The sequence below is a fragment of the Chryseobacterium sp. 27AL genome (assembly GCF_057815395.1).
The window spans coordinates 12,387-34,220 of sequence record NZ_JBYRIW010000001.1 but is presented as its reverse complement, the minus strand read 5'-3'; the positions used below and the strand labels follow the sequence as shown (position 1 = coordinate 34,220).

Here is a 21,834-nt window from a genome sequence, read left to right as displayed (position 1 = left end):
AATAAATTATTATGTCTCTAAACATTATTGATCTCATTAAAGGACAATTGGGTACTGCGTTGGTATCACAGGCAGCCTCACAGTACGGAGAAAGTGAATCCGGTATTTCAAAAGCAATTGACGGATTGCTACCTGCTGTGGTAGGAGGGCTTGCCAATAATTCCGACAATCCTCTTGTTTTGGATGCTATCATGAATTCTTCTTCAAGTGGAATACTAGGAAACCTTATGAGTAACTCTGCAGGCAACTCTTCTATTGCCAGCGTACTAACACAAATTTTCGGTGACAAACTCAGTGGATTGGTCAATTCTATTGCTACTTACGCCGGAATCAGCAATAACTCTTCAAGCGCTCTTTTAAACCTGGTTACAGGTGCTACGGTAGGCTCAATCGGTAGATATGCAGCCGACAACAACCTTGATAAAGCAGGAATTTCAAATCTTCTTAATGATCAGCAAGGAATTGTGTCTTCCCTTTTACCTGCGGGTCTTTCTTTTGCTTCTTTAAGCATGGGAGACTGGGATGCAAGATATAAATTCGACAATGATAAAGATGCCATCAAAATGCCGGCTCAGGAAGAACCGAAGGTTGAAGTTACCAGAAGCACTGCTATGGATGGAACTTTTCCTAACAGGCCCACAACGTCAGATAAAGGCTCTATATGGAAATGGCTCCTGCCATTACTGCTCCTGATTGCTGCTGCATATTTTATCTGGAGGCAATGCGAGCAAAAAGAAACAACCGTTACTACCACCATGAATGATTCAGGTGAAGTCGTTACCGATACGGTAAATACTACATCAACTACTGATACGGTGACAGGAATGTCAGCAATGCAGGTAGATGAAGATATTGATCTGAACGGAACTGCCTTAAAAGGATATAAAGGAGGTATGGAAGACCGCATGATTACTTTCCTTAAATCTGATGGTTATAAAAATGCCAAAGATGATAATGCTTTAAAGGATACATGGTACAACTTTGACCACGTTAATTTTAAAATGGGAAGCGCTACTGAACTTGAAGCAGGTTCTGAAGGCCAGCTGCAAAATTTAGTAGCAATTCTGAAAGCCTATCCTGATGTCAAAGTGAAAATCGGAGGGTATACAGATAAAACCGGAGACGAGGCTAAGAATCAGAAATTATCTGCTGACAGAGCCAGTTTCATCAGATCATGGCTGGATAAGCAGGGCGTAGGGTCCCAGATTACAGGAGCTGATGGCTATGGAAGTCAGTTTGCAACAGTTGATGCTTCTGCTTCTGATGCAGAAAGAGCTGTTGACCGTAAAATGGCAGTAAGATTTTCAAAATAATCTTTAGTAAATAATTATAAAGATCCCGGAATATTCTTTCGGGATCTTTATTTGTGATTTTGAATTTTTCATTTATTTAATTACATTTGTTAGTCATTTCTAACATTTATGAATCTGAATTTAAAGAACGCCTGGCGAAGAGATAAAACATCCAATTCCTTATCGGAAGTATATTCATCTGTAAAAGTTCCCCAGAATGGTAGTTTCTGGAGGAAGTACCTTGCTTTTGCAGGTCCGGGACTGATGGTTGCCGTAGGATATATGGATCCGGGAAACTGGGCTACCGATATTGCAGGAGGGGCACAATTCGGATATACGCTTCTTTCGGTGATACTCATCTCTAATATTTTTGCTATGGTTTTGCAGCATCTTTCTGTGAAACTGGGAGTTGTTGCTGAAAGAGACCTTGCCCAGGCTTGCAGGGATCATTTTAGTCCGACAACCAATTTTATACTGTGGATATTCTGTGAAATTGCCATCGCAGCCTGTGACCTTGCAGAAGTTATAGGATCTGCCATTGCTCTGAATCTTCTATTTCATATTCCATTAACCTGGGGAATCGTTATAACAACAGTGGATGTACTGATTATTCTTTTGCTTCAGTCTAAAGGATTCCGATGGATCGAAAGTATTGTGGGAGGGTTAATTTTCATTATTCTTGCGTGCTTTATTTATGAACTGGTCATTTCCGAGCCTGCCATAAACGAACTTCTCGGAGGACTTGTTCCTAAAGCAGAAATCATTCAGAATCCGGCGATGCTGTATATTGCGATAGGAATTTTAGGAGCAACGGTAATGCCGCATAATCTATACTTACACAGCAGTATTGTCCAGACCAGGGATTATCCTAGAAATACCAAAGGAAAGAAAGAAGCCATAAAATTTGCAACGCTGGACAGTACTTTTTCTTTAATGCTGGCTTTTTTCATCAATGGAGCCATCCTTATTCTGGCAGCTGCCACTTTCCATGTTTCGGGGAATCATGATGTGGCGGATATACATGATGCTTATAAATTACTCACTCCGATTTTAGGAGCTTCCATGGCAAGTATTGTTTTTGCTGTCGCTTTATTGGCTTCCGGACAGAATTCTACCCTAACAGGCACTCTTGCCGGGCAGATCGTCATGGAAGGCTTTTTAAATATCAGATTAAAACCCTGGCTGCGACGCCTGATCACAAGGCTGATCGCTGTAATTCCCGCTTTGATTGTAGCCATTCTGTATGGTGAAGAAGGGACTACTGAACTATTGGTTTTAAGTCAGGTAATCTTGTCCATGCAGCTGAGCTTTGCGGTTGTTCCGTTGGTGATGTTCACGAGTGACAAGGCTAAAATGGGAGAATTTGTCAATAAGCCTTTTTTAAAAGTCTGTGTATGGATTATTTCATTTATTATTATTGTTTTAAATCTTTATCTTCTGTATCAGACGTTTTTCGGAGAGGGAGTTTAATAGGATTCATTTTTTTGATTAAACTCTAAACCACCCCGTCAAAAATTCTTTGAACTTTCGCCACCCTCCAGAGGAATCTTATCACTACATATCGAATACCTGGCAAGCCTGGGATTTCACCTTAATGAAGGATCACAAAGCTGTCCTGCTATCCTAGCCGCGATAGTAACGGATACCCCACAGCATGCGTTGGAGAATGCGGCTGCGCGAGGAGTATGAGTGGATAGCGCGATAAAGCTCCTATACATTATGTGAGTGGTTAATGGTTAATGGTTAATGGTGAATAGTGAATGGTCAGTAATAATGGTGAATGGTAAATTGTTAATGAGTGAATTATTTGATGTAGCGACTTGTCAATCTGACTAAATGTCACCCTTTTTCCTTTGGCAGAATGTTTGTGAATAATAACCCAAATAAATATTGAATTATGGAAAATCAGGATATCAACGAAGAAAGCATCAATAATCAGGAAGATACAAATATTCAGAATGAAGCTGCAACAGAAGACAATGTGACAGCAAAACCTACTGCTGAGGAACTTTTGGCAGAAGAGAAAGACCGTTACATCAGATTGTACGCAGAATTTGAAAACTATAAAAAGAGAACATCCAAAGAAAAAATGGAGTTTTTCCAATATGCCAACCAGGATATGATGGTTTCTATGCTGGGTGTACTGGATGACTTCGAAAGAGCATTAAAGGAAATTGCCAAGAATGGTAATCCTTCAGATCTTCAGGGTGTTGAGCTGATCTACAATAAATTCAAAAGCAAACTGACTGAAAAAGGCCTGAAGGCTATGGAAGTGAATGCAGGAGACAGTTTCAACGTAGATTTCCACGAGGCAATCACCCAGATTCCTGCACCATCGGAAGATCTTAAAGGAAAAATTGTGGATGTGATCGAAACGGGATACACACTTGGAGATAAAGTGATCCGTTTTGCAAAAGTAGTAACAGGAAATTAACATAAGCAATAAGTAATGGGTAATAAGTAATGTTGATTATTACCCATTGCTGATGACTAATTACTTATATAAAAGATGTCAAAAAGAGATTATTACGAGGTTCTTGAGATCAGCAAATCTGCATCAGCCGACGAAATAAAGAAAGCATACCGCAAAATGGCCATTAAATATCACCCTGATAAAAATCCGGGAGATAAAAACGCCGAAGAAAAATTCAAAGAAGCTGCTGAAGCTTACGAAGTGCTGAGTGACGAACAAAAACGTGCAAGATACGATCAGTTTGGTCATGCCGGTGTTGGTGGCAACGGCGGATTCGGTGGCGGTTTTGGCGGCGGCATGAATATGGAAGATATCTTCAGCCAGTTTGGTGATATTTTCGGTGGCGGTTTCGGAGGATTTGGCGGCGGTGGCGGTGGCCGTCAGCAGGTAAAAGGTTCTAATTTAAGAATCAGAATCAAGCTGAATCTTGACGAAATGGTGAACGGAACGCAGAAAACCATCAAAGTCAAAAAAATGAAGATGGCGGAAGGTGCTACTTCTAAAACCTGTCCTACCTGTGGCGGATCCGGAGTTCAGCTTAAAGTGATGAACACCATGTTCGGACAAATGCAGACGCAGACTACCTGTGGAACCTGTCAGGGAATCGGTAAAGTTGCCGATAAAATTCCGGCAGGCGCCAATGCTCAGGGACTGATAAAAGATGAAGAAGAAGTAACGATCAATATTCCTGCGGGAGCCAGAGACGGCATCCAGCTTAATGTAAGAGGAAAAGGGAATGATGCACCTTTCGGTGGTATTCCGGGAGACCTTTTGGTTATCATTGAAGAGGAAGTGGATAAAACCATCAAAAGAGAAGGAGATAATCTTCACCAGGAGCTTTATATTTCATTTGCTGAAGCGGCATTGGGAACGAAAAAAGAAGTTCCTACCGTTGGTGGTAAAGTGAAGATCACGGTAGATCCGGGAACGCAGTCTGGGAAAATCCTGAGACTTGCAGGGAAAGGTCTTCCAAGTATCGACAGCTATGGTAAGGGTGATATGTTCATTCATATCAACGTATGGACACCGCAAAAACTGACAAAAGAACAGAAGGATTTCTTCGAGAAGCAGATGAGCAGCGGAGAAATGGTCGCTGAACCATCCGGAAAGGAAAAAACTTTTTTTGATAAGGTAAAAGATTTATTCAATTAAATATACGTAAAGGATTCTTCGGAATCCTTTTTTGTTACGATTTTAATAATCATACTATTTTATTGTCGTCCAATCTGATTGAAAAATGATTGATCTTTACCATGAAACTGCACTATATGAAAGAATGTTGAAGGAGAAAGTTGAGATAAATAGCTTTTTAAAAGAAAAACTGATCGGTTCAATTTCTAATTCTTCTCATCATTTTTCATTATATTTGTCTCAATAATTACAATGAATTATATCAAAAATGATACAAGAAATTTTAAATTATAAGAAAGTGATGGGCGAAATTGAAGGACTATTAAACAATAGCCCCTACAAAAAAAGCCATATTATTTCAAAGATAGGACTTGCACCAGCTACCTTTTACCGGAAGTTGAGTGCTCAGTCATTTACGCCAGATGAAATGTTGGCCTTGGCAAAAATATTGTCACCGCGTGAAGCATTATTATTAGAAATAGAGCAATCTGAGAAAGATATTGAGAATGGCAACTATAGAGAACATTCGGTGGTTAGTGAAGAATTACGTAAGAAGTTTTTGTAGCTTATCCGGATCCTGAAAGTTGTTCCAAAAGGATACAAGATATATTCTGTCAGAAGTAACACGGTAATAAAGATATATTTGTGGTACGACTAAATATTTTCTATAGTTATAATTTTCTTCTGAAACACTACCTATTAATGAATTAAGCGATATATTCATAACTGCTTCATCAACCTTATCCATAAAGTTTCGAATTTCTCTTGTTGACCAATACTCCGAAAGATATTGCAGATTATTTTCATATGACTTTTCAGCAGTTTCTGTCCAAACAACGGTATACATTTCTTACAATATTTTTCCAAAAATATGAAAAGATTATATAATTTTTGATAAGCTCACCAGAGTCGGAAAAGCTTAAATATTGCTTAAAGCTTATGTAAACTTTATACCATCTGTCCCCATTTTATATTTGAAAATTTTAATACAAATTTTTAAAGTTAAAAAAAATAATGAGTCCTGCCATCTAAAACGGCAGGACTCATTATATAATATTATTTCTCTTCTGCTTATTTTTTTACCGCTAATGAATAGATTCCTTTCCCTGCTGTAAAAAGCCCTACTGCAAGAAGTCCGCCCGCAATTCCGAATACTGCCTCCTTTAGTATGGCTGGCCATTCAGGAAAAAGATGGTGGAAATAATCTATTCTGTGGGCAAAGATTCCTCCGGCGACCAAAATTAAAGCGATAGTACCGATAACACCTAGTGCTTTAATAACAATAGGTAAGGCTTTTACCAGTAAATGTCCCAGTTGTCCAAAAAACCCTTTATCATTGCTTTTTTTGATCAGCTTAAAACCTGCATCATCCATTCTGACGATCAGCGCAACAATTCCGTAGACGCCTACTGTGGCGATAAATGCGACTAAACTCGTTACCAGAATCTGGGTGATAAAAGGATGGCTTTCTTCAAGTACCGTTCCCAAAGCGATGATTACGATCTCAATCGATAAAATAAAATCGGTGGTAATGGCTGATTTTACTTTGCCCTTTTCTATTTCTTCAGGACTTTGTCCTTTTGTGTCTTCAATTTCCTCCTCCACTTCATGTCCCTTTTTGTCACGGTGAAACAGATATTCAATAATCTTTTCCATTCCTTCGAATGACAGATATAATCCACCGAGAATCAGCACATAATTGATTGCAGGTGCATACAGCCAGTTCAGTAAAAAGACAATGGGCAGGATAATCAGTTTATTAATAAAAGAGCCTTTTGTAATTGCCCACAATACCGGAAGCTCGCGGGATGAAAGAAAACCCGTTGCCTTTTCGGCATTTACAGCCAGATCATCTCCCAGAATTCCTGCTGTTTTTTGCGTTGCAATCTTACTCGTAACTGCTACATCATCCATCAGCGCTGCGATATCATCTAAAATAGCAAAAAAACCAGATGCCATAAATTTTAATATTTTTTTAATAATTGTTAAGCAAAAATAATTATTTTAATTTGATTCATTCTATGATTTCATCGAGGTTTTTAAAAGAATTAACATGAAATCCCGATCGAATTGTTATTAATTTGATCCAGCGTAAACATATCGGTGAATGGCTACCGGTTAAAAACTCATTTGCCACTTACAATGCTGTTGAATTTTAACCACAAAAGAGGCAAAAGCTCTAACACATGAGGCACATTAGATTTTTCAGTTATAATATTGTGCCTTTTAGAGCACATGAGATTAAAAATCAAAGATTTTTTAAAAACTTTTGTTTCTTCATTCTACCTATTCAGAGCAGTAAAAGTGCTGCCCTAATAACAACAGGAACTCAATTTTCACATAAAAAAATTATTCGATACGTTTAAAATCATTAAATACCACCGTTTATCTTGAGTTGTGAACTTAAAAGTTTTTAAATTCCAGGCAAAAAGCATGATGAACCAGCCTAAAAGCATGAAAAACCACCCTTTTATACTCGATGATGAACCTAAAAGGCTCACTTTCCAGGCAAAAAGATTCAATAATGAGTCTCAAAGAGTGAAAAACCAGTCTTTTTACTGGATGTTGAGTGTCAAAGACTCAAATTTCATACAAAAAGAGTCATCACAGACTGAAAAAATCATACATATACATTCACCACTGAGGTTTCTGTTAAAGTTTTTGGACGGTTTTTCGTTTAATTTAAATATCCGTAAATTTATTTCATGAAAAAGCTGATTCTTAAGCATCATTTTTTCGTTCTGGGACTGATCAGCTTTGTATTAAATTCATGCAATACAAAATTCAGAGTCTGGGTAGGAACGAATAACGAACAGAAAATATATAACCTGAAATACGGCGAAGATAAAAGACAAAAAATGGATGTTTTTCTTCCGTCCGATTATCCTCAAGATTCCCCAGTCGTATTGATCGTTCATGGTGGCGCCTGGAAATATGGCCGAAAAGAGCATATGATCCAGATTCAGAAAATGCTTTTTAAGCACAATATTCCCAGCATTAATATGAATTACCGTTTAGTTTCCAAATCAAAGAAGATCACATACCGTGAACAGCTGGAAGATATAGATGCGGTCATTAAAAAATTCAACGAACTGGCGGAAAAAGCAGAGCTTCAGCCCAACAATTATATTCTTTTGGGCGAAAGCTCCGGCGGTCATCTTGCCTTGCTATATGGATATCAGAATCCTGAACAGATCAGAAAGATTATTGCTTTGAGTGCACCTACAGACTTTTATTCCCCGGCGTACCTGCAGTCATTCTATTCTACATATTCTTCCCCGACGATTCAAAAGGTCGTGGGAGTTAAGTTTCACCGGAAAAATTTATCTGAAGAGTTCAGAGAGGCAAGTCCGATCTCGAATATTTCTCATGTTCCCACGCTGATATTCCAGGGAAATCAGGATTTTCTGGTGAATCAGAAACAGGGATTAGCTTTAGATTCAGCATTAACAGCCCAGAATGTTCCGCATAAGCTTGTATTTATGAAAAATACCGGACATGCAGCAAGGTTTTTTAATAAGAAAAAAAGAGACAGTATTATTTATCCGAATATTCTGGAGTGGATAAATGATGATTAATGGGTAATGAGTAATGAATAATCGATGAGTGATGATTGATGATTAATGATGATTGGTTGATAAAAACAACGTTTCCATTGGTTTAAATTTCTTCTACTTGTATTTTATCTTATGCATAAAAAAGCCCGCTCATGAAGCAGGCTGGGTATTATTTAAATTAAATTCTTATTCTTCGTCGTCGAATTTGTGGTTTTCATATTTTGAAAAGTCTTCTTTTTTACCAAATAAGAACTTCAGGATTACCGGTACGGTTGTTATTAAAACGATTACGATGATGATAAGTTCCAGTTTCTTTTTAAGGTCAATTCCGAACTGGTCGATGAAAAGCTTATCAAGGTAATGTCCTGCAAAGATCAGCAGGAAAGACCACAATACAGCGCCAATGATATTATCTCTTAAGAAATCTTTTTTATCCATTTTCACAATCCCCGCAACAATAGGCGTAAATGTTCTTACGACTGGTAGGAATCTTGCCATAATGATCGCCAGCGCACCGTTCTTTTCAAAAAAATCGTGAGCCTGATACAGATATTTCTTTTTAAACAGCCAGGTATCCTGCTTTTTGTATAAAGTAGAACCTGCTTTTCTTCCGAAATAATATCCTACCTCATTTCCAACAATCGCAGCAAATGCCACAGAAGAAGCTAAAATAAACGTATCCAGGAAGTCACTTCCCGTAGATCCGAAAGTTTCTCTTATGATGTCAATCGAATAAATTCCCGAAACGAAAAGCAGTGAGTCTCCCGGTAAAAAAAATCCTACAAAAAGACCTGTTTCAGCAAAAATAATAAACAAAATAAGCCAAAATCCACCAAGCTTTATATAAAACTCAGGATTTAATAAATCTTTCCAATTATTGAAATCTTCCATACGTTTTGATAAGTAACAAAAATAGGATTAATAAACGTCATTCCGAAATTTATTATCAGATTTTAACGAAATTTAAACATCCTTTCTATAAGTCCATATCATCGTCTGAAACCGCGGTTCCATCGGCCATGAGAAATGCTTTCAGGAATGGGGTGAGATTTCCGTTCATTACAGAATCCACATCGGAAGTTTCGTATCCTGAGCGTACATCTTTTACCAGTTTATAAGGATGCATCACGTAATTTCGGATCTGGCTTCCCCACTCGATCTTCATTTTGTTGGCTTCTATCTCATTTCGGGCTTTCATTCTTTCTTCCAATTCCATTTCATACAATCTGGAACGCAGCAATTGCATTGCTTTTTCTTTATTCTGAAGCTGTGAACGGGATTCTGAGTTTTCAATAATAATTCCTGTCGGTGCGTGACGGAGACGAACGGCTGTTTCCACTTTGTTTACGTTCTGCCCTCCTGCTCCGGAAGACCTCATCGTTTCGAAGGAAATATCAGCAGGATTGATGTTGATTTCAATCGTATCATCCACCAAAGGATAAACATACACCGAAACGAAACTCGTATGGCGTTTCGCATTCGAGTCGAAAGGTGAAATTCTTACCAGTCGGTGTACTCCGTTTTCGCCACGAAGATATCCGAATGCAAATTCACCTTCAATTTCCAGTGTTACGGTTTTTACGCCGGCCACATCGCCTTCCTGGAAATTCAGCTCGCGGATTTTATAGCCCTGCTTTTCGGCCCACATGGTGTACATTCTCATCAGCATGGAAGCCCAGTCGCAGCTTTCGGTTCCTCCGGCTCCGGCAGTGATCTGCAAAACCGCAGAAAGTTCGTCGCCCTCATTGGAAAGCATGTTTTTAAATTCCAGGTCTTCTATCTTTTCTACCAATTGAGGGAAGGTTTCATCAAGCTCTTTTTCAGAATCTGGATCTTCCTTGGCAAAATCTACCAAAACCTGCAGATCTTCAAATTGGGTATGAATTTCTTCATAGGCTTCCACCCACTTTTTCTTGGAACGGAGCTGCTTCAGGAATGCTTCTGCTTCTTTTGGATTGTCCCAGAATTCAGGAGCTGCCGTTTTTTCGTCGTCATTGGCTATTTCTATCTTCTTTTTATCGATCTGAAGATATTTATGGAGATCGTCAATTCTTGACTGAATTTCTTTTATCTGGTCGTTGTTGATCACGATTTTTTATTTCTTGCAAAAATAAGAAATTTTATTCCTTTTATCCCTTGTCTTCACGTCCAGTTTTACCTTCCTCTTCATTGTGAGAAAAACCGATTACTCTTCTTGGCTCTTCAACGATCCTGTAGGAATCCAGCTCGGTTTTAAGATCTTTTACCCTGTTCTGAAACTGGTCGAAATTATTAATAATTACGTCACTCAAAAATCTGGCGATCTGATCCAGATACTCTTCCGTCAGTTTTCCTGCAGCGTCTCGTAAGGCTGCTTTTAAGAGATTCTGGTCGATCTTAAGATTTTCGTCTCTTGTTTTCTGGTAAAGATTTTTGATCCTTTTTTTAAGACTTTGGGTAAAATCAATCAGCATGGTATTGCTGAACACTTTCATCTGGGCGGAAATACTGTGCCAGAAAGGTATTTTATCGGCTTTGTTGTTTTTTAAAATTTTAAATAAAAGAGAATCTTTTTCGAGATTTCGGGTCATGGCATACAGAATGATTTCTGATCTTTCCGCAAGGTTGGGAGGAAAAATGGGAATCATCACATCAAATCTTCCGGGAGCCAGAATTTCTTCATCAATTTCTGCCACGGAATTCGCAGACCCCACCATTAAAAGCTCTTCCTGCTCAAACTTTGAAATGTAATGAAGAATGATTTCCTGTGTTTCAAGATTACAGGAAGCGACGTTATTTTCTGCTTTTCTTGCCATCATGATATTATCAAAATCTTCAATGAAAAGCAACACCTTATCTTCTTTCATCATCGTTACCAGAAAATCGTTGAAGTTGGTTTGGTTTCCGTCTACGAAAGAAGTTCCGAGATAATGTTTTTTAACTTCCTTAAACTGATAGCCGATAATTTCGGCAATTTTATTAGCCCAGAAAATCTTTCCGCTTCCGGGAGGACCATATAATATGATTCCTGCAGGTTTATTGATTCCCCAATCTTTGATCTGCTGAGGATTCAGGAAAGGTTCCAGAACACCGGAAATATGAAAAAACAGATCTCTGTATCCGATAAAATCTCTTTTCTGCAGGCTTGTTTTATGCCCGAAATAATCGTACACAAACTTATAATTGCCACCCAGCCTGTTATCTATTCCATAGCTGGAAATCGAGGATTTGAAGAAACCATTATCAAAAATATTGGGATCTGATTCTTTAATCACTTTCTCAATTTTTTCTTTGGGCTGATTTATTTTTTCTGCGATCTGCTCGAGGGTTTTTGCTTTGTCGAGATCTTTTTCATAAAGCCTTAAAAATTCAATATTTTCCCGGGCGAATTTTTCAAAGTCTTTTTTTATTTCAAAATTGGTGCTGATACAATCAACGAGATCAAGATCAAAATCCTGGATGAACTGCTTTAATGCTTCCGCAGAAACATTGAGTTCTTTTGCCAAATCAACTAATTTCATAACTGTCCATTAATACAATCAAAAATAATGTATTTAAAATTAAATTTTAAATTGATTTAACATAAAAACTGTAACAATTCAATATTACCATAGACTACTACTATGTAAAACAAATTACATGGAAAAAATTTTATCCGTAAAGAATCTTACTAAAAAATTTAAGAGAATTGTCGTAAACAATATTTCTTTTGATGTCGAAAAAGGGAATGTATATGGTTTGCTGGGGCCCAACGGAAGCGGAAAATCAACGACTTTCGGAATGCTGCTTTCTACTATTAATCCTACAAGCGGAGACTGGTATTGGTTTGGCAAAAAAGGAACCGATCCGGATACGCTGAAGAGAATCGGCGCTATTATTGAGCAGCCTAATTTTTATCCTTATCTGAGCGCAGAAACCAATCTTAAAATCGTTGCAGAAATTAAAGGCACTCCTTACCGGAGAATTGATGAGGTTCTTCAGACCGTTGGCCTTCTGGAAAGAAGAAAAGATGCGTTCAAAACCTATTCTTTAGGGATGAAACAGCGTCTTGCCATTGCATCTGCCATGCTGAATAATCCTGAGGTTCTGATTTTGGACGAACCAACAAACGGTCTTGATCCGGAAGGAATTATCCAGATTCGCGAGATCATCAGCAATATTGCCAAACAGGGAATCACTATTATTATTGCCAGCCATCTTTTGGATGAGATCGAAAAGATTTGCAGCCATGTGATTGTCCTTAAAGAAGGAAATTCAATTTATTGCGGAAGGGTGGATGAAATGACTGCCAACAACGGCTATTTTGAATTGAAAGCAGACAACAATACATTGCTTTTAAAGGTATTGAATGACCTTCAGTGGTTCACAGCTGTCAATCAGGACGGCGATATGCTGAAAGCGCAGATCCGTGATGATGCCTCGATTTCAGCGTCCGCACTAAACCAGAAGCTTGCCGAGCAGGGGATTTACCTTTCTCATTTAACGAAGAAAAAGCTTTCTCTTGAATCTCAATTCCTTGAACTTGTAAAAAACACGAAGTAATCATGATAAAACTATTTAAACTAGAATATTACAAAAATCTGAATTATAAGCCATTCAAGATTTTTACGATCCTTTATTTTGCGATTCTTATTGCATTATTATTTATAGGATTGGTGGATTTTGATCTTTTGGGAGGGACCGTTAACCTGAAAGAACAGGGCATTTATAATTTCCCCGGAATCTGGAATTTCACAACATATATTGTGGCTTTGCTTAAAATTTTCCTCGGACTGATCATTGTTTTTTCCATTTCGCAGGAATTCAGCAACCGGATGTTTAAGCAAAATACCATCGACGGGTTGAGCAGAAAAGAATTCATTTCTTCAAAATTACTGACGATCAGTATTTTCACCATTATTTCTACAATTATTGTTTTTGCGATCACCATGTTTCTGGGGTATAAATATTCAGATACTACAGATTCAGGAAAAGTTTTTGAAGAGGTTTTCTTTATTGGCAATTACTTTGTCAAGCTGTTTACATTCTTCTGCTTTCTGATGTTTCTTTCGGTTTTGCTGAGAAAATCTATTTTTGTATTTCTCGCATTCTTCGTTTTATGGATCGCGGAAAGTATTTTGTCGACAATAGAGGTTTTCTCAAAAGTAAGAGGAACACAGGAAGCGGAGAGATTAAAGATTATGAAAGACGATTTTTTTATAAGTCATCTTTTTCCGCTTGAAAGTATGTCGAGCCTTATTCCGAATCCGATGATGCGTTTAAAAGCCGCACAGATCTTTGGCGGAAAGTACGAATTCCACTATCCTACGGAAAGTATGATTGCCTGTCTGGTTTGGTGTGCCATCTTTATTTTCGGCTCTTACTGGATTTTAAGAAAAAGAGACTGGTAGTTTTAATTCAAGATTCAGAAATTCAAAATTTAAGATTTAATTCTTTACATAATAAGTGATTCGTTTTCGGATCACTTTTTATTTTATTGAAGTTTTATTTTATATTTAATAAAAATTAATGGCATGAAGAGAATATATTACGTTCCGGGACTCATTAGTGCTTTGCTGATCCCTGTTTTGTTTTGGTTTTACGGGAGCCAAAGAACTCATGCGCCATACACGGTGATGGATCTGGGACTGCCCGCAAAAATAAGAGCTGGAGCAACGGATTCCCTCGAAACATTCGAGGATTACAGAAACTGGAATTATAAGAAAATCATTGTACGGCCTAATACCGCTCTGCAAAATCGCGCATATTATGTTTCGGAATTAAAAAAACTTCAGGCAAGAAATGAAAAGGAAACGGGAATTGAATTTGTGATTGATGATAAAAACAATTATCAGGATTTTATTGCCTTAATTGATGCCATGAAGCTGGCCAAACAGGAAGCCTACGGAGTAGATGTGGAGAAAACGAATCATTTCTTTGCGGTCCATATGTACAAAGATCCGAATGCCACCAAGAGAAATCATAATAGTGGCGGCACTTGCGTGGTTGATAGCGAGTATTATAAAGAAAAATTAGCATTAAATCTCATCAAACCTGAAACCTTCATCAATCATGTTCCCAACCAAACTTATTATATTATTTTCGGTTTTTTGGTATTTTTAAATATTTCCATGTTCAGTATTAAAGAAAGGTTTCAGATGCAGAAACTTCATTCTTTATAATTGAAATTGCATTAAAAAAAACCTATTCAATTTTATCGCAAAGCTTTTATGAAGAGTACATCCATATGAAAGGGAGCAAAGAACAATCAACAAGTTGATTTGACTAAGCTTATTTCTAACTGCACTGCATATAAAATCTATGATCTGCGTAATCCGCGAAATCTGCGGGATATTTAAGAAATCTAATCCATCTATATGAGACCATTAGATTCTTCACTATGCTCCGCTTCGTTCCATTCCGTTCAAAAATGACATTGACGAGTTAATCAGATATAAAAGAAAAGACTGCCTTTCGGCAGCCTCCTCAATCACTTCACTTAAAATACTACTTTTTATCTTTCTCCAGGAGCGCAATATACTCTCCGTAGCCTTTTTCTTTCATTTCCGCTTTCGGAATAAACTTGAGGGAAGCACTGTTGATACAGTAGCGAAGTCCTCCTTTATCCGCAGGGCCGTCATTGAAAACGTGTCCCAAATGGGCATCTCCGGTTTTACTTCTTACCTCTACCCTGGTCATTCCGTGTGAGCGATCCAACTTTTCTTCAATTAGCTTTTTTGTAATTGGTTTTGAGAAGCTCGGCCAGCCACAACCTGATTCAAACTTATCGGTAGAGATAAACAATGGTTCTCCAGTGGTAATGTCTACATAAATCCCTTCACGGGTCTCATCCCAGTATTCATTCTGAAACGCTCTTTCCGTACCGTTTTCCTGCGTTACATTATATTGTTCGGCAGTCAGTTTTTCCTTAAGAACTTTTTTATCCTGCTTCTGATATTTTGTTTCTTTTTTCTTTGGAGGATTGGCATTTCTCGCCATTTCAAATAATCCCGGTTCAATGTGACAATATCCTCCCGGGTTTTTGTCAAGATAATCCTGGTGATAATCTTCTGCTTTATAAAAGTTTTTCAGCGGAATCGTCTCTACTAATACAGGCTTACTGTAATTCTTAGCAAGTCTCGCCACTTCCGCTTTTACAATAGCTTCGGTTTCTTTATCGGTTGAATAAATTCCGGTTCTGTACTGATCTCCTCTGTCATTTCCCTGTTTGTTTAAACTCGTAGGATCAATCGTTTTGAAATAAAGATCGATAAGCAGTTTAAGATCAACTTCTTCAGGATCGTATTTTACTTTCACCGTTTCGGCAAAGCCGGTTGTGTGGCTGACTACTTCTTCATAGGTAGGATTTTGCTTATTTCCGTTGGCATATCCTACTTCCGTTCCTATGACACCTCGTATTTGTTGAAAGAAATGCTCAGTTCCCCAAAAACATCCTCCTGCAAAATAAACTTCTTTTACATTTTTATTGTCCATAATGGTCTCATTTTCTTTTTTTGATTCGGCGGATTTCATCTTTTTTGAATCTCCGCAGCTTGTTGCAAATACTGCTATTCCCAGAATCATTCCGAGAAATATTAATATGTTTTTCATTGTTAACTTTTTATTCATTTCAAATATTTTGCCTTTCAAAATCCGCCACTTCTTAATTACAAATTTCGGACTAATTTTAATAGTAAATCAGTGATAATGTCTATAACAATCATTGGATATCGAATCTGATTTTCTACATAATGATATACGAAAAAAATCGGGAAACGGATTTCGCAAATCAAATATTTTTATCATGCTTATTCATCATCGAACAGAATTAACAAATTAATTTGATGTAACGCAAGAATACGCAAAGAATTTATTAATAGTAAAATTGGATTTTTCGTCGCAAGTACGTTTCACTCAGCAGATGAGTATGAAATTAAAAAGTAATATAAATGAACTGCGCATAACTGACGCTTTAGCTAAAGTAATTTTAAATTATAAAGCATGGTTTCAAAAATTTGCTGAGTAGAACGCCCTTGCGAGCGAAAACACATCTGTATTTAAAATAAACTTTTGTGAGCTTAGCGTTTATAGAGATTTGTATCATATTTTAGAAAAAAAATCGCTTAAAAAAACTAAATTTGCATCTTATCAAAATTGTAAAAAGCAAAGCAATATAAATTATGACATCACAAGAGATCCGTCAAAAATTTTTAGATTATTTCAAAAGCAAAGGGCACCTCATCGTTCCTTCAGCACCTATCGTACTGAAAGATGATCCCACCTTAATGTTTTCCAATTCAGGAATGACCCAGTTTAAGGATTTTTTCCTTGGCTATAAAACACCTACCGCTCCGAGAATTGCCGATACGCAAAAGTGTCTGAGAGTATCCGGAAAACATAATGACCTCGATGATGTAGGCCGCGATACCTATCACCACACCATGTTTGAAATGTTGGGAAACTGGTCTTTTGGGGATTATTTTAAAAAAGATGCTATTGCTTTTGCCTGGGAATTGCTGACGGAAGTCTATGGAATTCCTAAAGAAAACTTATATGTAACGATTTTTGAAGGAGATGCTTCCGAAAATCTTGAAAGAGATCAGGATGCCTATGATTTCTGGAAATCTCATATTTCCGAAGACAGAATCATCAACGGAAACAAAAAAGACAACTTCTGGGAGATGGGTGAAAGCGGACCGTGCGGACCGTGTTCAGAGATCCATGTAGACTTGAGAACACCAGAAGAAAAAGCTAAAGTTTCAGGACTTGAATTGGTAAACAACGATCATCCTCAGGTGGTGGAAGTATGGAACCTGGTTTTCATGGAATTCAACAGAAAAGCCGACAGAACCTTAGAAAAACTTCCTGCCCAGCACGTGGATACCGGAATGGGCTTTGAGCGTCTTTGTATGGCCCTTCAGGGAAAATCATCCAACTATGACACGGATGTATTTACTCCATTAATTGCTAAAGTGGAAGAACTTTCAGGAAAAAAATACACCGGAATTTTAGAAGACGAAAAAGATATTGCCATCCGTGTGGTGGTAGACCATATCAGGGCGGTTTCTTTTGCAATTGCTGACGGACAGCTGCCTTCCAACGGAGGTGCGGGTTATGTGATCAGAAGAATTTTAAGAAGAGGAATTTCCTATTCTTACCGATTCTTAGGGATGAAAGAACCTTTCCTTTATAAATTAGTTGCAGTTTTGCAGGAGCAGATGGGAGCATTCTTCCCTGAGCTTGAAAAACAAGGAAAACTTGTTTCAGAAGTAATTAAAAGTGAAGAAGAATCATTCTTAAGAACCATAGAAAACGGGCTTATCAGAGTTGAAAAACTCATTCAGCAAACGATTGCCAGCAATGCTAAAGTATTGCCGACTGAAGAAGTTTTTGAATTATATGACACGTACGGTTTCCCGGATGATTTAACGAGAATTATTGCCGAAGAAAAAGGGTTAACGATCGATGAAAAAGGATTTGAGCAGGCATTAAATGAACAGAAACAGCGTTCAAAAGCAGATTCAGCACAAAAGGTATATGACTGGGTAACTTTAGAAGAAAAGCCTGAAAACTTTGTAGGTTATGATAAGTTTGAATCTGAAACCTACATTACGAGATACCGAAAAGTAGAAAATAAAGACGGCGAATTTTACCAGGTGGTGTTAAGCGAATCTCCTTTCTATCCTGAAGGCGGTGGCCAGGTGGGAGATAAAGGAATCCTTGAAAACGCAGTGGAAAGCTTCGAAGTTCTCGAGACAAAAAAAGAAAACGGCTTGATCATTTCTTTAATCAACGGTCTTCCGAAAGATGCAGGTGCGGTTTTTTATGCAAAAGTGAATATTGCAGAAAGAAGAAATTCACAGGCTAATCACTCAGTAACCCATTTATTGCATGAAGCATTAAGAGAAGTTTTAGGAACTCACGTAGAACAGAAAGGCTCATTTGTTGGTCCTGACTATCTTCGTTTTGATTTCTCTCATTTCAATAAAATGACCGAGGAAGAATTGACCCTGGTGGAAGATAAAGTAAATGCCAAGATCAAGGAAAGCATTGCCTTACAGGAATTCAGAAATATTCCGATTCAGGAAGCGCTGGACAGAGGGGCAATGGCTTTATTCGGCGAAAAGTATGGGGATAGCGTAAGGATGATCCAGTTTGGAACTTCTATGGAACTTTGTGGAGGAACCCATGTGAAAAACACAAGTGAAATCGGTCATTTCAAGATCGTTTCCGAGAGTTCTGCCGCAGCGGGAATCAGGAGAATTGAAGCCATTTCGGGAGATAAAGCTGAAGAATATTTCAAAAATCTTGAAAAGCAGATTGCCGAGCTTTCTCAACTTTTAAAGTCGAAAGATGTCGTACGCTCTATAGAGAAATTAATCGACGAAAATGCTGTCTTAAAGTCTGAAGTTGATGCTTTGAAAAAAGAAAAGGCAAAAGGAGAAATCAGTAACTGGAAAGGAGCTTACGAGCAAAAAGGCGATAAATTAGTTCTGGTAAAAAGAACTTCTCTGGATGCAGGTTCGGTAAAAGATATTGTTTTCCAGTTAAAGAAAGAAATCCCGACTTCCATTACGGTTATTCTGTCCGATGCAGACGGAAAACCAATGATTACTGTTGGCGTTTCTGATGATTTAGCGGGAATTTATCAGGCAGGAGCATTGATTAAAGATTTGGCAAAAGAAATCCAGGGCGGCGGCGGCGGAAATCCGGGCTTTGCCACAGCAGGAGGAAAAAATCTTGATGGATTGGAAAATGCTTATCAGAAAGCGTTGAATCTCTAAACTGTAATAAAATATAAGGTAAAAAAGCAACTGCCGTCGTGGCAGTTGCTTTTATTTTTACTGAACTTTTGTTATCAATAGAAATGGGCTTCAGCCCATTTACCAGATTAAATAATGTAATTGGCTTTAGCCAAACTTAAAATCATTTTGGCTAAAGCCAATATTGCATTTTTTTGTAGTCGGGCTAAAAGCCCGACCCTATTGAACAAATACTTTTACAATTATAAAACGATTACTACATCATTTACACCGGATCTACCGGTGGAACTTCCGGCAATCCGCTTGGCGTATCATAAATAATGTAATCGTTGTATTTGGCTTCGTTGGTTTCATAGAAAATATCTTTACCGATGCCGGTGTATTTTGTGAGCAGTTGATAAAGTTTATTGAGCGCTTCTATCCTACCTTCTGCGGCGACATCCCGATCGGAAACACCTTGGGCTTGTGCGTCTATAGCGACATCCAGAGCATTGCGTTGGGTGATAAGCGTTGCGATTTTCTCTGCGGTAAGACCTTCGTCCGAAAGTTCAGTAAGGTATTTATCTGCCGTAAGGCTCATGATTTTTGCGACCCGCACAACCTCTGCATCGCTTTGCTGACTGATCCCCGCGTTGCCGAACTCCTTGTATTTGGCACTGTAGAGTCCGAAAACATTTTCAGCCATATTAAAAATACTGCGCATCGTTTTTTCAAGAGCGCTTCTGGCGGCATCTTTTTGTTCGGTGAGATTCATTTTGATGGCTTCCAGCTGTTCATCTTTTGGGAAATTGTCTACCGTGTTTCTTGCGGCCGTCAGTTCGGCCTTTTTGGCGGCGTTGTAGCCTCGGTCTGTAAATTCGGCGATGTCTCTGTCGATTAAAGCGATCAATTCATCTGCTTTTTGTTTCAGTACAGCATCGGACATAGTGAAGTCACGTTTTACCTGATTTTTTTTCATAATTGTATTGGATTTTTTTGATTAAAAATATAATTGAAGTCTAATATATATGGATTGTTGAATACATTCATTTTTCTAAAGAGGCTGTAAAGCATTGAAAAATAACAAATTGTACTTGATCGCCTCTTCTGTCTGGTTGATCGCCTCTTCTGACTGGTTGATTCTCTCTTCTGACTGCCTGAAAGGATCCACGGAGCGGTTGATTGCCCTTACAAAACACTTGAACGCCCTAACAAAGTGGTTGGTGATCTCTACGGAGTGCTTGAATGTCGTTTCTAAACGGTTGAAGCTGTCTTCAAACTCCTTGATCTATTTAATGTACTACTTTATCAGCTTTTGAGTTCAGTATGTTATGGGTTACAATTGAGACTTTTATGGAAATCGATATTATCGGAAGACCGCGCATGAACTGCGGGATTATTTTTATAGATCATCATTTTGTTTTTCGTTGTTCTTACAACAAATATAAAAATATTTTTGAATAGGATGGGATTGGGAGTCTGTTTTTTTTAATGAGAAAACCTCGCGGGAGGCGAGTTGTTTATATATTGTCTTAAAAGAAGTAAAGATGTCCACATTAACGCGGTCGAAATTCAATAGTTTTTAAATTAATCAAAATAATTTCTTAGCATTTTAAATGCTTTATTAACATAATTATAATTAAAACTACTTGTTCATTAGAACATAATTAACTATGCTCATTTTGCTATATTGCATTGCAGCAATTAGAGTATGAAAATGCTGTTCTCTTTTTTTTGGATCATTCCATTCGAAATTAATATCACCTGTTAATAGGCCTCCAGCATGAGCAATTTTTGATCGGTAATTGTATAACTTATTAATCGAAGTTTTAAGTTTTTCATCTGCAGATAAGTATTTTTCTAAATACAATTTTATTTGTTGACCTACCCCCCAAATAGGCTTGCCACAACTTTTGCAGTTATATTTAGAATTTTTTATTGATTTGCAAGAATGACATTCGAGTTCAACTTCTTCTTTATTTAGTTTTATTACTAGAGATGTCATGGTTTCTATACTTGAGATAAACGCTAAAAATGATAAACTATTCATTTCATTGCGAATCTTGATTCCATTATTTATTAGTACAACTGAAGAATCAAAATACTTTTTTTGAACTTCTGAAAGGTTATTAAGTGATTCAAAAAAGAGTAATGTATGTTCACTCATCTTTAACTCATCCTCTAATTCATTATCAATATCTGGAATTTGATAATATACTGAATGTTGAACAATTTCGACATCTTGAAAATCCACATCAGTAAATTTATTTATAAAACCGAAATCTTTCAATTTTTGATCTATGTAAATCTTAGCTCCATATTTGCAGAAAATATCTTCATTCTTCTTCCCATCTAAATTAATAAACCATCCTTGATCATTTACATTGTAGATAAAAAAGCGATAATTTGTAACTACAGATAGTAGACGCAGAATGTAAGTCATAGTATTAAAATCATGATTAATCTTTGAGAAAAATTCTCTATCAGCTTGTTTAATTTCCTCTTCACCTTCCTCTAAAATAGCTTCATAAGATATTTGAGTAATATCATCAGTAAAAATCTTATATTCTAAAACAAATGGGAAATGATTTGTATTGAGTTCAAAATTTATATAATCTTCCAATGGATAAAATTGAAACCAATCACATTTGAATCTTTTTTTGATTCGTTTATTACAGAAG

General features: G+C 37.4%; 18 protein-coding genes. 10 read left to right on the top strand and 8 right to left on the bottom strand.

What is annotated here, in order from left to right:
- Nucleotides 1-11 precede the first annotated feature (11 nt).
- The 5 genes from AC3WV0_RS00145 to AC3WV0_RS00125 all read left to right on the top strand — a co-directional run bounded on the left by AC3WV0_RS00145 (nt 12) and on the right by AC3WV0_RS00125 (nt 5,461).
- Nucleotides 12-1,313, top strand: coding sequence for an OmpA family protein (locus tag AC3WV0_RS00145; RefSeq protein ID WP_488842874.1), 1,302 nt, complete (start codon nt 12-14; stop codon nt 1,311-1,313).
- A 108-nt stretch (nt 1,314-1,421) separates the two neighbouring features.
- The gene (locus AC3WV0_RS00140) at nt 1,422-2,762 is read left to right on the top strand and encodes an Nramp family divalent metal transporter (RefSeq protein WP_488842873.1); all 1,341 of its coding nucleotides are present in this window, start codon (nt 1,422-1,424) and stop codon (nt 2,760-2,762) included.
- A gap of 427 nt (nt 2,763-3,189) precedes the next feature.
- Complete coding sequence (locus AC3WV0_RS00135; RefSeq protein WP_488842871.1) at nt 3,190-3,726, top strand: nucleotide exchange factor GrpE; 537 nt, start codon at nt 3,190-3,192, stop codon at nt 3,724-3,726.
- Nucleotides 3,727-3,801: 75 nt separating this feature from the next.
- Nucleotides 3,802-4,917: a molecular chaperone DnaJ gene (gene dnaJ, locus AC3WV0_RS00130; RefSeq protein ID WP_488842870.1), complete on the top strand. Its 1,116-nt coding sequence runs from the start codon at nt 3,802-3,804 to the stop codon at nt 4,915-4,917.
- A 247-nt stretch (nt 4,918-5,164) separates the two neighbouring features.
- Nucleotides 5,165-5,461, top strand: coding sequence for a hypothetical protein (locus AC3WV0_RS00125; protein ID WP_488842869.1), 297 nt, complete (start codon nt 5,165-5,167; stop codon nt 5,459-5,461).
- On the opposite strand, the gene AC3WV0_RS00120 is transcribed toward AC3WV0_RS00125, so the two are convergent.
- Entirely contained in the window at nt 5,441-5,743 is a 303-nt protein-coding gene (locus AC3WV0_RS00120; protein ID WP_089999332.1) for a type II toxin-antitoxin system RelE/ParE family toxin, read from the bottom strand. The genes AC3WV0_RS00125 and AC3WV0_RS00120 overlap by 21 nt on opposite strands.
- Before the next feature lie 224 nt (nt 5,744-5,967).
- Nucleotides 5,968-6,855: a DUF808 domain-containing protein gene (locus tag AC3WV0_RS00115; RefSeq protein WP_488842867.1), complete on the bottom strand. Its 888-nt coding sequence runs from the start codon at nt 6,853-6,855 to the stop codon at nt 5,968-5,970.
- A gap of 746 nt (nt 6,856-7,601) precedes the next feature.
- Here AC3WV0_RS00115 and AC3WV0_RS00110 point away from each other — a divergent pair.
- Nucleotides 7,602-8,474, top strand: coding sequence for an alpha/beta hydrolase (locus AC3WV0_RS00110; RefSeq protein ID WP_488842865.1), 873 nt, complete (start codon nt 7,602-7,604; stop codon nt 8,472-8,474).
- 165 nt (nt 8,475-8,639) lie between these two features.
- Here AC3WV0_RS00110 and AC3WV0_RS00105 read toward each other — a convergent pair whose 3' ends face one another.
- The 3 genes from AC3WV0_RS00105 to AC3WV0_RS00095 all read right to left on the bottom strand — a co-directional run bounded on the left by AC3WV0_RS00105 (nt 8,640) and on the right by AC3WV0_RS00095 (nt 11,953).
- Nucleotides 8,640-9,344 (bottom strand): DedA family protein, encoded by a 705-nt coding sequence (locus tag AC3WV0_RS00105; RefSeq protein ID WP_488842863.1) that lies wholly within the window; start codon nt 9,342-9,344, stop codon nt 8,640-8,642.
- Nucleotides 9,345-9,429: 85 nt separating this feature from the next.
- Nucleotides 9,430-10,542: a peptide chain release factor 2 gene (prfB, locus tag AC3WV0_RS00100; protein WP_488842861.1), complete on the bottom strand. Its 1,113-nt coding sequence runs from the start codon at nt 10,540-10,542 to the stop codon at nt 9,430-9,432.
- Nucleotides 10,543-10,582: 40 nt separating this feature from the next.
- On the bottom strand, nt 10,583-11,953 hold the full coding sequence (locus AC3WV0_RS00095) for an AAA family ATPase (protein WP_488842859.1): 1,371 nt from the start codon (nt 11,951-11,953) through the stop codon (nt 10,583-10,585).
- Nucleotides 11,954-12,071: 118 nt separating this feature from the next.
- Here AC3WV0_RS00095 and AC3WV0_RS00090 point away from each other — a divergent pair, with 118 nt between their 5' ends.
- The 3 genes from AC3WV0_RS00090 to AC3WV0_RS00080 all read left to right on the top strand — a co-directional run bounded on the left by AC3WV0_RS00090 (nt 12,072) and on the right by AC3WV0_RS00080 (nt 14,593).
- Nucleotides 12,072-12,974 carry an ABC transporter ATP-binding protein gene (locus AC3WV0_RS00090; protein ID WP_488842857.1) on the top strand — a complete coding sequence of 301 codons (903 nt, stop codon included), beginning with the start codon at nt 12,072-12,074 and terminating at the stop codon, nt 12,972-12,974.
- A gap of 2 nt (nt 12,975-12,976) precedes the next feature.
- Nucleotides 12,977-13,822, top strand: coding sequence for an ABC transporter permease (locus tag AC3WV0_RS00085; protein WP_488842855.1), 846 nt, complete (start codon nt 12,977-12,979; stop codon nt 13,820-13,822).
- A 123-nt stretch (nt 13,823-13,945) separates the two neighbouring features.
- Complete coding sequence (locus tag AC3WV0_RS00080; RefSeq protein ID WP_488842853.1) at nt 13,946-14,593, top strand: hypothetical protein; 648 nt, start codon at nt 13,946-13,948, stop codon at nt 14,591-14,593.
- A gap of 325 nt (nt 14,594-14,918) precedes the next feature.
- Here AC3WV0_RS00080 and msrB read toward each other — a convergent pair whose 3' ends face one another.
- Complete coding sequence (gene msrB, locus AC3WV0_RS00075) at nt 14,919-16,022, bottom strand: peptide-methionine (R)-S-oxide reductase MsrB (RefSeq protein WP_488842851.1); 1,104 nt, start codon at nt 16,020-16,022, stop codon at nt 14,919-14,921.
- Between the two features lie 569 nt (nt 16,023-16,591).
- Here msrB and alaS point away from each other — a divergent pair.
- Nucleotides 16,592-19,195: an alanine--tRNA ligase gene (gene alaS / locus AC3WV0_RS00070; RefSeq protein WP_488842849.1), complete on the top strand. Its 2,604-nt coding sequence runs from the start codon at nt 16,592-16,594 to the stop codon at nt 19,193-19,195.
- 244 nt (nt 19,196-19,439) lie between these two features.
- Here alaS and AC3WV0_RS00065 read toward each other — a convergent pair whose 3' ends face one another.
- On the bottom strand, nt 19,440-20,099 hold the full coding sequence (locus AC3WV0_RS00065) for a hypothetical protein (protein WP_488842847.1): 660 nt from the start codon (nt 20,097-20,099) through the stop codon (nt 19,440-19,442).
- Between the two features lie 699 nt (nt 20,100-20,798).
- The gene (locus tag AC3WV0_RS00060; protein ID WP_488842845.1) at nt 20,799-21,776 is read right to left on the bottom strand and encodes a hypothetical protein; all 978 of its coding nucleotides are present in this window, start codon (nt 21,774-21,776) and stop codon (nt 20,799-20,801) included.
- Nucleotides 21,777-21,834: the final 58 nt, after the last annotated feature.

Excerpts from the sequence above, each read along its gene's own strand:
- dnaJ (WP_488842870.1), top strand. The coding sequence starts at position 3,802 with ATGTCAAAAAGAGATTATTACGAGGTTCTTGAGATCAGCAAATCTGCA.
- AC3WV0_RS00080 (WP_488842853.1), top strand. The coding sequence starts at position 13,946 with ATGAAGAGAATATATTACGTTCCGGGACTCATTAGTGCTTTGCTGATC.
- msrB (WP_488842851.1), bottom strand. The coding sequence starts at position 16,022 with ATGAAAAACATATTAATATTTCTCGGAATGATTCTGGGAATAGCAGTA.
- AC3WV0_RS00145 (WP_488842874.1), top strand. The coding sequence starts at position 12 with ATGTCTCTAAACATTATTGATCTCATTAAAGGACAATTGGGTACTGCG.
- AC3WV0_RS00120 (WP_089999332.1), bottom strand. The coding sequence starts at position 5,743 with ATGTATACCGTTGTTTGGACAGAAACTGCTGAAAAGTCATATGAAAAT.
- AC3WV0_RS00085 (WP_488842855.1), top strand. The coding sequence starts at position 12,977 with ATGATAAAACTATTTAAACTAGAATATTACAAAAATCTGAATTATAAG.
- AC3WV0_RS00110 (WP_488842865.1), top strand. The coding sequence starts at position 7,602 with ATGAAAAAGCTGATTCTTAAGCATCATTTTTTCGTTCTGGGACTGATC.
- AC3WV0_RS00140 (WP_488842873.1), top strand. The coding sequence starts at position 1,422 with ATGAATCTGAATTTAAAGAACGCCTGGCGAAGAGATAAAACATCCAAT.
- AC3WV0_RS00115 (WP_488842867.1), bottom strand. The coding sequence starts at position 6,855 with ATGGCATCTGGTTTTTTTGCTATTTTAGATGATATCGCAGCGCTGATG.
- AC3WV0_RS00105 (WP_488842863.1), bottom strand. The coding sequence starts at position 9,344 with ATGGAAGATTTCAATAATTGGAAAGATTTATTAAATCCTGAGTTTTAT.
- alaS (WP_488842849.1), top strand. The coding sequence starts at position 16,592 with ATGACATCACAAGAGATCCGTCAAAAATTTTTAGATTATTTCAAAAGC.
- AC3WV0_RS00090 (WP_488842857.1), top strand. The coding sequence starts at position 12,072 with ATGGAAAAAATTTTATCCGTAAAGAATCTTACTAAAAAATTTAAGAGA.
- AC3WV0_RS00095 (WP_488842859.1), bottom strand. The coding sequence starts at position 11,953 with ATGAAATTAGTTGATTTGGCAAAAGAACTCAATGTTTCTGCGGAAGCA.
- AC3WV0_RS00125 (WP_488842869.1), top strand. The coding sequence starts at position 5,165 with ATGATACAAGAAATTTTAAATTATAAGAAAGTGATGGGCGAAATTGAA.
- AC3WV0_RS00065 (WP_488842847.1), bottom strand. The coding sequence starts at position 20,099 with ATGTCCGATGCTGTACTGAAACAAAAAGCAGATGAATTGATCGCTTTA.
- AC3WV0_RS00135 (WP_488842871.1), top strand. The coding sequence starts at position 3,190 with ATGGAAAATCAGGATATCAACGAAGAAAGCATCAATAATCAGGAAGAT.